At 57.2% G+C, this 10,969-nt stretch carries 10 protein-coding genes; 2 read left to right on the top strand and 8 right to left on the bottom strand.

Translation table 11 applies throughout. From position 1 onward, the window contains the following. Both HMPREF3113_RS18815 and HMPREF3113_RS18465 read left to right on the top strand, forming a co-directional pair. The coding region (locus tag HMPREF3113_RS18815) for a hypothetical protein (RefSeq protein ID WP_175440363.1) at positions 1-614 on the top strand (614 nt) is incomplete at its 5' end. A gap of 254 nt (positions 615-868) precedes the next feature. After that, the gene (locus tag HMPREF3113_RS18465) at positions 869-1,618 is read left to right on the top strand and encodes a MobA/MobL family protein (protein WP_083298828.1); all 750 of its coding nucleotides are present in this window, start codon (positions 869-871) and stop codon (positions 1,616-1,618) included. Positions 1,619-1,720: 102 nt separating this feature from the next. On the opposite strand, the gene HMPREF3113_RS15470 is transcribed toward HMPREF3113_RS18465, so the two are convergent. From HMPREF3113_RS15470 to HMPREF3113_RS15435, 8 genes are all read right to left on the bottom strand, one after another. After that, on the bottom strand, positions 1,721-3,178 hold the full coding sequence (locus HMPREF3113_RS15470; protein ID WP_083298827.1) for a YfjI family protein: 1,458 nt from the start codon (positions 3,176-3,178) through the stop codon (positions 1,721-1,723). Further along, positions 3,175-3,519: a hypothetical protein gene (locus HMPREF3113_RS15465; RefSeq protein WP_062607661.1), complete on the bottom strand. Its 345-nt coding sequence runs from the start codon at positions 3,517-3,519 to the stop codon at positions 3,175-3,177. Before HMPREF3113_RS15465 ends, HMPREF3113_RS15470 begins: the two co-directional genes overlap by 4 nt. Then, a complete protein-coding gene (locus tag HMPREF3113_RS18810) occupies positions 3,519-3,824 on the bottom strand; it encodes an AlpA family phage regulatory protein (protein WP_070473787.1) in 306 nt (101 codons plus the stop codon). Before HMPREF3113_RS18810 ends, HMPREF3113_RS15465 begins: the two co-directional genes overlap by 1 nt. Positions 3,825-4,143: 319 nt before the next feature. Next, complete coding sequence (locus HMPREF3113_RS15455) at positions 4,144-5,031, bottom strand: recombination directionality factor (RefSeq protein WP_070473785.1); 888 nt, start codon at positions 5,029-5,031, stop codon at positions 4,144-4,146. After that, positions 5,025-6,014: a YqaJ viral recombinase family nuclease gene (locus HMPREF3113_RS15450; protein ID WP_070473783.1), complete on the bottom strand. Its 990-nt coding sequence runs from the start codon at positions 6,012-6,014 to the stop codon at positions 5,025-5,027. The genes HMPREF3113_RS15455 and HMPREF3113_RS15450 overlap by 7 nt, the downstream gene beginning before the upstream one ends. A 122-nt stretch (positions 6,015-6,136) precedes the next feature. Beyond that, positions 6,137-6,625: a JAB domain-containing protein gene (locus HMPREF3113_RS15445; protein WP_070473796.1), complete on the bottom strand. Its 489-nt coding sequence runs from the start codon at positions 6,623-6,625 to the stop codon at positions 6,137-6,139. A gap of 20 nt (positions 6,626-6,645) precedes the next feature. Further along, positions 6,646-7,602, bottom strand: a complete 957-nt coding sequence (locus tag HMPREF3113_RS15440) for a DUF932 domain-containing protein (RefSeq protein ID WP_070473781.1) — start codon at positions 7,600-7,602, stop codon at positions 6,646-6,648. Positions 7,603-7,976: 374 nt separating this feature from the next. Then, positions 7,977-10,967 (bottom strand): type I restriction endonuclease subunit R, encoded by a 2,991-nt coding sequence (locus tag HMPREF3113_RS15435; RefSeq protein ID WP_070473779.1) that lies wholly within the window; start codon positions 10,965-10,967, stop codon positions 7,977-7,979. Between the last annotated feature and the right edge of the window lie 2 nt (positions 10,968-10,969).

Here is a 10,969-nt window from a genome sequence, read left to right as displayed (position 1 = left end):
TGGCTGCGGCTAACCTGCGGGGGGATTACCACGCCTTCCTGCAAACCCATGCAAATGAGCTGGCACGCCTGGTTCACCAAGCCACTGGTGAAGAATTTAGATCCAGCGAAATCCCAAACATAGCTGACGAAACGCAGAAGGTTCTGCATGCCTATGTCTTCCACGAGTGGCACAGAACAGATCCCGAGGCCGTCAATATCTCAATGGCAGACTGCATCGCAGCCATATCAGCCATAAAGATACAAAAGAAGATAAAAACGAAGTACACGCCCTACTGGAAAGGGCAGATCTCTAGTGAAAAAACGGTATCTCGTCTACTGAGCCACCTGGATCCATCAAGAGACATCCGAGAGCTGTATGAAGAGGATTACATTCCGCAAGGCGCAATGATTACTCTCTATCATCGATACTGCATCGTCTTCTCATTACTATTCGGACGCAACAACCGAATGGAAGCATTTATGAGATTCCAGATCGCATATCTGAAGCACATGACCATAGCTCACTCTCATTTCGATCTTGAAGCAGGCAACGAATACGAGACAGATATCAACATTTTTTGCGAAGACCTTATTCAATACATCGAAGATCAAGTCACCTCGCATGCAATGTAATTTTTAACTTGCATCACCCTTATACATATGTAGAAACTCACTCACGTCCTTCGAAGTAACAACACGAAGAACGAAAGGCATCGAAGGGAATAGAATCAAATAGAACTTACGATAGATTACAGGCAGGGTATGGTACGCGCACTTACCCTTTCTATCTAATCACAACAATCTTCGATCATGAGTATCTACCGGTAGCCGACAAGAATCACTCTTGTCGGCTTTTTTATTCTCCTTAGAGAAAGGGTGATACAGCAATGGCAAGCTTCCATTACAGCATCAAAAGTGGAAAGAAAGGCAGCGCACGCAGGCACGCCAACTATATCGATCGTAAAGGATCTCATAGTGACAAGAAAGACCTTATCCAAACAGGACATGGGAACATGCCCGAATGGGCAGGAGATGATCCGAAACGGTTCTGGAGCGTTGCTGACAAGCATGAGCGTGCCAACGGAGCAGTCTACCGAGAACACGAAATCACTCTTCCGAGTGAGCTCAGTACTGAACAGCAGGTCGAACTTGCCGACCGGCTTGCAAAGAATCTCGCAGGGATCAAACCCTACCAGTACGCGCTCCATGCACCTGAAGGAAAACTCGGTGGGGATCCGAACCCGCACATCCATCTGATGTGCTCGGACAGACTGCCTGATGGCATCCCCCGTACACCTGAACAGACCTTCGCCCGCTACAACGCCAAGAATCCTTCCGCAGGCGGATGCCGCAAGGATAGTGGCGGAAAGAGCCCAATGGAGTTGAAGCAGCAGGTGACTGCACAGCGAAAACTTGTAGCGGACACCCAGAATCAGTTCCTTGAAGAAAACGGTTATTCAACTCGCGTAGACCACCGCAGCTTGCGTGATCAAGGCATTTCCAGGTCCCCTGAGCGCCACCTCGGCCAACGCTTCGTCAAGGAGATGGCCGACGCCGAGAAGTCGCAGTATGCTCAATGTCGTAAAGCCGTGAAGGCAGCTTCAGCAGTTAAAAATCTGGGAGAGGTAAGTGCCTAACCCAGCGATTCTGCGACAAAGTCGCAGAATCGCAATGGCACCTACTAAACACAGCAGAAAAGCCCCGACCTATCGTCGGGGCCCTCTTGGCATCAAGGCCGCTTACAGCGTCCTCCGGTCAAAGTAGTGATTCATCAAGCGCAGATACGCCCTCTTGTCCCGGTACCCACTGCAGATCTGGATTGCCCCCTGGGCTTGAAGAAGCGAGATAGCTGCATTCAGCCTTGCTCGGTCACGTACAGGCCCACAGCGCAAAACTTGGTTCTTGGGTGCGCATGTATCGGAATTACGCCCCTGCCACCACCTTGTGGCGAGATAGCTCTCCAATGCTTGAGCATCAATCTGATCTTGAGCCAGCGCAAACGCGGGCGAGAACAGATGCTTGTACTCCTCAACATGCCATCGAACGATGTCGAAGGCACGATTGATCGTATCGAGGGTGATGTCACCACCCTCTCCACTGAAGTACTGCATCGACGCAGCGAGTCGAGCAACGATCTCCATGATCTTTGCCGCGAAGTCATTGATATCACTCAAGTACTCCCCGTCGCGCAGCAAAGACTCAGTTTCTGATGCCAGTGCTACCCAGCGTGCCCTGGCATCGATGGAGAAGGACACCACTTCACGAGTAATGACTCCCGAAGCTGACAGCTCCTTGTACTTGTACAACAGCTCAGAGATCCGATCATGGAATGCCGGCAGATGTTCCCATACCGGCTCCACGTCCTCGATTCGCCGGTAGCCCATCATGGAGCGAGGCCACGCAACCAAATAGCGTGCCCAGTGTCCACTCCCCTTTGCGACAGAGCCTCGCCTATTGAGGAACTGCTTGAGCGGTTCGTACTGGGTCATGATGCTCACCGACACGCGCGGATTCATCGCAGTCAGATGCTCGTTTTCCGCACGATCCAACGGCATCATTCCTGGTGAATCCCAGAGACGATTGAGCAGGCCTACATTCGCCATTGCCTCGCTCTTGAACAACATGTGACCTTCATCAGTAGTGATAGCGATGGATTCGCCATCACCCTGCACAGCTTCCATGATGGCCTTGGCCGTGATGTCTTGCCTGAGGAAGCAACGAAGGCGAGGCTTCAGAGGCTTCTTTTCTGCATACTCCTTCAGCTGTGCCTCCAGTGCTTCCACAGACTTACCACCGGCAACCGTTTTACTGATCGCGCTCTTCAGGCCCTTCATCTTGGCCATCCAGAGTCCAAGCTCGATCTCATAAGACTCAGACTGCTGCTTGAACGCAGTCATCGCCTTCGTATCTGCATCGCGGAAAGGTGCCTGCAGCAGCTCGAACACCGTCGACTTGCGCTCACCAGACTCAGCCACAAGCATCAAGTTCTGCGTTACGGGCCTGATCTGTCCGGTCGGCAACTTGACATCAATCAGCCCCTGGCACGCCATCGAAATGGCATTGATAAGACCCATGCCAACCATGGCATCGGGAACTTGCACGTTGCGGAGGAGCTCAAGACCAGCCTCACGAGCAACATGGTGAAAGGTTTCCAGAGGATATTTGGGGGCATAACGCTGCCGATTAGTAGTCATCATGCATCCTCCCCTGTCGTCTCAGCAGAGGTGTTTTCTTCTGCCTCGACCAACAGCTGGCCACAACTCTGGCACCGGGTAGCATCGCCATCCGCATGGCGACGAGCACGCTCCTCCTTGAGCAGCTTTCGGAACTGAATCAGGTTCAGCTCATGCTTGTACGCAGCATTGAACTGATCTACCAAGATCTTCTTGCGCATCTTCCTTGCTATGTGCTCTTCCAGGATCGGATAGGCCTCCCTGAAATCCTGCTCAAGCTTGTTCTTCCCCTTGGACAACTGCTCACCAAGAGCGTGCGTGAGTGCGTCAAGCGGCGAGGTGTGGCTCACGAAATTAGTCATCATCACTTCGCCTCCTTCGCACGGCGGAACTTGACGGCACGCCCTTCAGCCCATGCCATGGCCTCATGCGTCCAGTAGAACTTCGGGGACAGTTCGCTGTCATAAAGCGGAATGCCCTTCGGGAAGTCCGGATCGGACTTCATGAGTTCGTAGGCCTTGCTCCTGCTGACACGCAGCAGCTTGATCAGCTCCTTCAAGCGCAGCGTCGGGCTATCCGGCCAACCTGCTTTCCCAGCACTGTTGTTCTCTTCGGCCAAAGTCATGCTTTTGTCTACGCCCTGGCGCAGACTGGACGTCATGTGCTTCATTTGTTGATTCCTTCGTTGTGTTGAACGTTTCAGGAAGGAATCCGGCCGGTTTCCTATCGAAGGTGATTGGCCTCCGACGTGATCAGTGTCGATATGCTGCTGTTGGGGGTACAGGGAAAAAAAATCCAGGTTTTTTCCAGGGACGCGCACAACCGACCAGATCAAAGAAAAATCAAACACTTACATGCCAGGGAGCTTTCGCTCCCTGGCATGTCTCGTCCTCTGCGCCCACAAACCGGTCCGTTCCATCCGATGTCCGCTCAGGACCTGAACTGCCTCTTGTCCGTACCTGATACAGATCCGTACCGGTACTGCTCCCCTACGACACCAACCGAGACGCTTGCGCTTCCAGCCTATCCTTGAGACTTTCCTTCGCAGGAGCCTGTGCAACCTCGCCATGCCCTGACGGATAAAACTCCTCGACCACGGCCGGCACGTCTTCGTCCAGATCCTCGAAGGCTCCATTTGCGAAGCCCTGTCTCGCTGCCTCATCCAGTGCAGCTTGGTCGATCCCCGCCGCAGCTCTTGCGGCGTGTCGGTCCACCGCCTCTGCGACCGCCGATTCGAGCGTCAGCCCGCTCCGAACCACCAGATCGACGTAGTAGATCGCTGATCGGTAGCTCATCGTCGTGGACTTGCCCCGCAGCTTCAGCTCGAGCGGCAGACAAGACAGTCTTCCGCCCGACACTGCACTGAGGTAGTGCAGGCGTGCTGCCAGTGTGCGGATGGTGTTGTAGGAAGTGGTACGCAGGACAAAGCTGCCCATCGCATCCCCCTCCCCGTCCCCAATGACCACGTTCAAACGTGCATATGCCTTGCAGCCCCCATTGGCAAACTGGCACGCATCCGGCCCCGGGCATGGCAACGTCTCCATGCCTTCAGGCCCAGCACGTCGACAGGTCTCTCCGTTGCCTACGCACAGCGGCCTTCCGTTCTCTCGGTTGAACAGTGAGTAGTCCGCCCGTAGGTTCAGTGTCGGGTCGTCGAAGAGCAGCCGTACCGGGATGGATCGCAGCTTGTTACCCTCCGATGCCTTCCGCAGCTCCTCATCCAGTGGATGTAGCACCCAGCCCTCGCGATTCTGGACCTGGCTGGTGAGGGTGAACTGATCGTCCTTCTCAGGTAGCCGCTTGCCATTGCGCTCCACTACCCGGCCGATGGAAATACGCCCAATCACGGGCGGCGTGATAGCCAATCCCTTCAGCATGATGTGACCTCTTTGATCGTGGTGTTGATCCGGAAGCGGCGCGAACCCGGACGGACTACCGTGTAGGCCGCAGCGATCTCCGGGTGCTCGGCTGCGAGCCGCTTGGTATCCAGTGACGTGCCATCCTTACTACGGCGGTAGATGACTTCTCCCAGTGAGCCGAACCGGGCAATGGAAGCGTCCCCCATGGCTTGCTGCAGTGTCTGCTTGAGCAGTTCTACCTGCTGTTCCTGCTCTGCAACTGCCTCAGTTAACGAGACGAGGTTGGTGAAGGTCTCGACCAATTCCGGGTCCTGACTGAAATCGACAACGGTGTCCTTGCCTGGGTACAAGCTCCGCAACGCCCTGGCCGCTGACTCCGAGCCATCGGCTGGTGGCTCGATGTCATTGATGACGTGCTCCCAGAACCGGGCCTCCAATACCACCAAGCGGCTGATGATCTCTTCGTCTCGCTCAATACGGTGGATCCTCAGCGCCTGGCCACACAGCAGCACTGCCACATCTGCTGCCTGCTTCCCCGTCACTGCCAACTGATGCTGTACCTGCAGCTGCACGTACTCGGGAACCCCGTCTTTCCACAGCCGAGAGCCGAACTCCCCTGCTGTCTTGCACTCAAGAATTTGGACCGCCGGGGAACCAATTACCTCTCGATCGAGGTTGGCCAGCATGTGCGGAAAGGTCGGATGCTGCAGAACGGCGTTGACCCGGCGTACCCGGTTCCCGGTGCGCTCCTGGTAGGCCGTGGCCACCATGGGTTCGAGCAGGGTTCCCCAGTAGCGGGGATCCTCTTGTCCAGGTGGGATCTCTTCCATTGGCTTGCGGCCCGTCTTCTCCTGCCACAGCTCCAGCTGGCTCTTGTAGGGGTTCAACCCGACGGCGGTGGCAGCATCCGAACTACCGATGCCGCCATTGCGGACCTCCAGCCACTGCTGGCGATCCAGTGAACGCGTATCAACCAAACGCAACGCGGTGTGCTTGCTCATTGGCAATCTCCGGAATAGAAAAGGCCGCCTTGATGGGCGGCCTTGGTCAGGTCTTTCATTTCAAGCTATCGATGTGGGCAAGATGAATGGGCGAAGCGACAGCACTGATCGCTGCAGCTCTGTCAGACCATGCCTTGAGAGGCCATCGAGACCACCTCATGGCTGGTGACAACGAAATGGTCCAACAGCCTCACGTCCACGGTGTCCAAGGCAGCCTTCAGCCGCGCCGTGACTGCCCGATCTGACGCAGAGGGCTGCAAGCTACCGCTTGGATGGTTGTGAGCCATGAGTACCGCCGATGCATTGTGGGCAAGTGCCCTCTGAACCACGATCCGAGGATGGACCTCGGCTGCATCAATCGTCCCTGAGAAAAGCCGCTCAACTGCGATGAGCTGGAACTGCGTGTTGAGAAAGGCAACCTCGAAATGCTCGCGGTTTTCGCCTCCCAGACGTAGCCGGAAGAACAATGCACCCTGGGTTGCTCCTCCCAGCACCTCCCCTGGCAACGATGCCCGTTTCTGCAGGATCTGCAGCGCCCTCGCAATCGTCCTGTCCTCACGTACCCGGATCCTGCTCTCCTCCTCATCGGATCCGGCCCTTGATGTGGTCATGTGATAGGCCTGCGCTTCCATCAGGCCACCAACTTCATCACTTCATCCCACGCGCGCTGCTTGAGCTGAGCTCCAGCACCGAACCATGCCGCATCACGGCGGTGATCATCGCTACGAGCTCGTCGGTGGTGGTCAACGTACTCCGTGACGCTGTTGAGTACGCCCCAGGCCGTTGCACGACTGGAAGGCAACAGCGCGCCACGACCGCCGCCCTCATACAGAGCACGGACACTGGCCAGCGCCTGCTCGTTGACGACCTCAGCGGTGGTGCCCTGGCCTTGGTAGGTAAGCACCCGTCGCAACAGACCATCGACCGTATCGGGGTCAACTGGACGGTCACAGAGGGCTTTCATGCGAGACACGAAGTTGTCCCAGGTCGAGACGGTGATCCCCAACTGGCGCTTCACAGCATCCGGGTCGAACTGACTACGATGCGGGACCTTGATGGCTCCGCTGCTGTCTCCCAGGGCGATCTGCAGGGTGTTGTTGCACACCACACGTACCGAGGTGAACTGCGCCGTGGTGGCCAGCGTGCCGTCGCAGGCTGTGGCCAGCAACAGGTAGCCCTCCACCCTGTCACGCCCCTTGAGCAATGTGCTCTGCCCCGTTCGAGCCATGGCCCAGAACTTCTTGCCACCCTTGAGCACCCCCGCCGTCTCCAGTTCAAAGCCACTGTGCTGCGTCAGATCACGGTAGAACTCCAGGATCTCTCCCGGCTGGACCACCTTGAACCGCTTGGAGACGACAGCCAGCGGCTCCCTGGTATCGGAGCGATAAAGCACCTTCTGTTCCGGGTAGGAATGGATGGCACCGATGGCATTGCTACCGGTGATGAAACGCACCTCTGAGTCTTCGATCTCCCAATCCATGCCTGCATGACGCTTCCAGACCTCAATGGGCTGGTGCTGTTCAAGCTTATTGCCCAGACCATGCCATGGCTTAGCGCCCGCATAAGCCATCGTTTCAACCAGATGCATCGTATTTTCCTCGCTTCTTACGGCACAAACGCACAAGGCCCGGACGATGCCGGGCCTTGTGCGTATGCCAATGCAGTATCAATTAAAGGGTTCGATGTCTTCACTGCCCGAAGACAGAGCACACCGAGCAACCGCAGCGATGATGGAGGCTGCGACAACCAAAACACAGTACAGACAATCGGATCTTTCTTTCATACAGCCATATCCAAAGCAGATGCATCATCGCGGAGCATCTACACGCGAAGCCAGCAACCACCGGCATCAACTGGGTGATATGTGTCTGAATTTATTTATATTACGCATCCGTAACTGGCCCCAACGAGGTTGAATGCGGTGCACTATCTATCGCCTGAGTGGTGCTCCCTCCGCCCCCTTTAGTAATACTGCCGGATGTAGTTGTAGGCCTTCTCGAACAGCTCTTCATCCGCATGCAGCTTGTACTTGAAGAGGGCTTTGCGCAGGGCCTTCTTGACCTCACGCTCACCGGCCTGCGTGCCTTGCCAGCCAGGGAAACGGACCAGTCGCACAATCTCGTCGATGTCCGCGACCACGCGTTCGACCATGATGGGCGTCTCGGCCGTCTTGACCTCGTTGAATAGTTCGGTGAGCGCCGCCTTGCCCCGATCCTCATCCTCTTCGGGCGGAACCTCCTTCTCGGCTTGCAGCGTCTCCTTGGCGATCTCCAGCAACTGCTTCAGAAATTCGACGCTGTTGATCTGGCCAGACTCGAACCGGTCTTTCAGCGCATCAAGCCGCTCCGACAGCTTCTTGAACTTGGGGTTGCCGCCATGCCCGCGCAGCCGGCGCTTGAGCTTGATCTCGATCTCCTTGGCCTTTTTAGGGTCTGGGTTCGAGAGCACTGCCTCCAGCAGATCAGCGTCCAGCACCAAGGTGTCGAGGTCATCCCGCACCGCGTCGACATGCACGTTCTGGTGGATCAGCTCGATGGTCTTTGCGCCCAGCGAATGCCAGATCAGCTTGCCGTGGCCACTGGAGGGCTGCACCGACTGGTACACCTGCGACAACCACTTGTAGTCCTTCTCGAAGGGGCCCAGAACGGTGTCCGGTGACAGCGCCTCCCAGATCTTGTTGAGCACGCTGTACTCAGCAGCGAAGTTGTCTCGCACCTCGTTGTTGGGCAGACACTGCTGCGCGGCGATCAGGCCCTCATAACCTTGGAAACTGCGATCGCAGCCAGCGAAAAAGGCCAGGCATTTCTGCATCGCCTCAGGCAGCTTGTCCTTCAACTCCTGGATATTGCTGACCACCTGCTTGACGCTCTGGTCGTCAAACTCCAGCGCTGCTGCCACGTCATCGAAGATGCCGAGGTAGTCGACGATCAGGCCGTGGGTCTTCTGCTCGGAGTAAGTGCGGTTCACCCGGCAGATGGCCTGCAACAGCGTGTGGTCGCGCAGCGGCTTGTCCAGGTACATGGCCTGCAAGATCGGCGCATCAAAGCCGGTCAGCAGCTTGGCCGTGACGATGATCAGCTTCAGCGGGTCGGCCGGGTCGCGGAACCGATCCAGCAGTCGCTCTTCTTCGTCGCGGCTTCGGTCGTAGGGCACGTACTCTGGGTGCTCCTTCTTGTCCGCCGCCTGCACCGACATCACGATGTCTGTAGCCTCGGGCGGCAGCAGCTTGTCCAGCTCGGCCTTGAACAGCAAGCAGGACTCCCGGTCGAAGGTGACGATCTGGCCCTTGAAGCCATTGGGCTCCACCTTGGTCTGGAAGTGCTCGACGATGTCCTCGCACACCTTGCGGATGCGCTCAGGCGTCTTCACCAGCACGGCCATCTTGGCGGCAGTTTTAGCGAGGTTGTCCTTGTCGAGATCCGACAGGCCGCCGGTCAGGTCTTTGTAGGCGGCGTCCAGGGCGGCCTTGTCGATGTGCAGATCGATCAAGCGCGGCTCGAAGTGCAGTTTCAGCGTGGCGCCGTCACGGATCGACTCCTCAAAGCCGTAGCGGCTCATGTAGCCCTTCTCATCCTCGTCGGCTCCGAAGGCGTAGAAGGTGTTGCGGTCGGCACGGTTGATCGGCGTACCGGTCAGGCCGAACAGAAACGCGTTGGGCAGGGCTTCCCGCATCTTGCGGCCTAGATCGCCTTCCTGGGTGCGGTGCGCCTCGTCCACCAGGGCGATGATGTTGCTGCGGTCGTTCAGGCTCCCGGTGGCCTCGCCGAACTTGAAGATCGTGGTGATGATGATCTTGCGCACATCCTGCGCCAGCAGCTGCTGCAGCTTCTCGCGGCTGTCCGCCTTTTCCAGATTGGGAATGTCCGCTCCGGTGAAGGTACCGGTGATCTGGCTATCAAGATCGATCCGATCCACCACGATCAGCACGGTGGGATTCTTCAGGCCGGCATGCATACGCAGCTTCTGCGCGGCAAAGACCATCAGCAGAGATTTGCCCGAGCCCTGGAAGTGCCAGATCAGCCCTTTCCTGGGGTAACCCGCCAGCACGCGCTCGACGATCTTGTTGGCCGCTTCAAACTGCTGGTAACGGCAAATGATCTTGATGCGCTGCTTTTTCTTGTTGGTGGCGAACAGGGTGAAGCTGCCGAGAATGTCCAGCACCACATGTGGGCGCAACATGCTCTCAGCGGACAGCTTGAGCGATTTCAGTGGGTGGTGCTGACCATCGTCGTCATCACCGTCCAGATGCCACGGGCCCCAATCTTTCACCGGCAGGCCGATGGAGCCGTAGCGGTAAGCCTTGCCCTCAGTAGCCACCGAGAACACGTTGCACACGAAAAGCTCCGGTACGAACTTCTCATAATCGTCATGCACCTGGACCGCGCCATCCACCCAGCTGATGCACTTCTTGACCGGCGTCTTGGCCTCGATCAGTACCAATGGAAGGCCGTTGACCAACAGCACCAGATCGGCGCGGCGTTCCGTGGGGCCGGCGCGGTAGGTGTACTGTTGGGTGACGATGTACTGGTTGTGCGACAGATCATCCAGGTCGATCAACCGAACCGGCACATGCTCATTGTTGTGACCGAAGGGCATCGAGCGCTCACCGCGCATCCAGGCGGTCATTTCCTCGTTGGCGCGGATCAGGCCATCCGATCGCACCGACAGCACAATGGCGCGCAGCTTGTAGAGCACTTCATCGGCGCGGTCGGGCTGAGCGGCAATCTCCGGATTCAGCCGAATCAACGCATCGCGCAGCCAGGGTTCTACCAGCACTTCCTGAATCTGGCGCGGCACCTCAGCCGGGGCGGCGTAGCGCCAGCCGATGCCCTTGGGGCTGGGGCCGTAGCTGGCGTGAGGTTCCTGGGCGGTGTTGGCCGGGACGGCTTTGATCGGGCCGGCGAGCAGGTCGCGGACGTAGGCTTCGACGGTGTTTGATTCGGTAAACGCCATAG

This window comes from Stenotrophomonas sp. HMSC10F06 (assembly GCF_001807865.1).
Classification (GTDB): Bacteria; Pseudomonadota; Gammaproteobacteria; order Xanthomonadales; family Xanthomonadaceae; genus Stenotrophomonas; species Stenotrophomonas bentonitica_A.
The sequence above is the reverse complement of the archived record's forward strand: the minus strand, read 5'-3'. Positions and strand labels throughout refer to the sequence as shown.

Bases quoted from the DNA above. Each gene is read 5' to 3' on its own strand.
- HMPREF3113_RS18465 (WP_083298828.1), top strand. From the start codon at position 869: ATGGCAAGCTTCCATTACAGCATCAAAAGTGGAAAGAAAGGCAGCGCA.
- HMPREF3113_RS15470 (WP_083298827.1), bottom strand. From the start codon at position 3,178: ATGATGACTACTAATCGGCAGCGTTATGCCCCCAAATATCCTCTGGAA.
- HMPREF3113_RS15465 (WP_062607661.1), bottom strand. From the start codon at position 3,519: ATGATGACTAATTTCGTGAGCCACACCTCGCCGCTTGACGCACTCACG.
- HMPREF3113_RS18810 (WP_070473787.1), bottom strand. From the start codon at position 3,824: ATGAAGCACATGACGTCCAGTCTGCGCCAGGGCGTAGACAAAAGCATG.
- HMPREF3113_RS15455 (WP_070473785.1), bottom strand. From the start codon at position 5,031: ATGCTGAAGGGATTGGCTATCACGCCGCCCGTGATTGGGCGTATTTCC.
- HMPREF3113_RS15450 (WP_070473783.1), bottom strand. From the start codon at position 6,014: ATGAGCAAGCACACCGCGTTGCGTTTGGTTGATACGCGTTCACTGGAT.
- HMPREF3113_RS15445 (WP_070473796.1), bottom strand. From the start codon at position 6,625: ATGACCACATCAAGGGCCGGATCCGATGAGGAGGAGAGCAGGATCCGG.
- HMPREF3113_RS15440 (WP_070473781.1), bottom strand. From the start codon at position 7,602: ATGCATCTGGTTGAAACGATGGCTTATGCGGGCGCTAAGCCATGGCAT.
- HMPREF3113_RS15435 (WP_070473779.1), bottom strand. From the start codon at position 10,967: ATGGCGTTTACCGAATCAAACACCGTCGAAGCCTACGTCCGCGACCTG.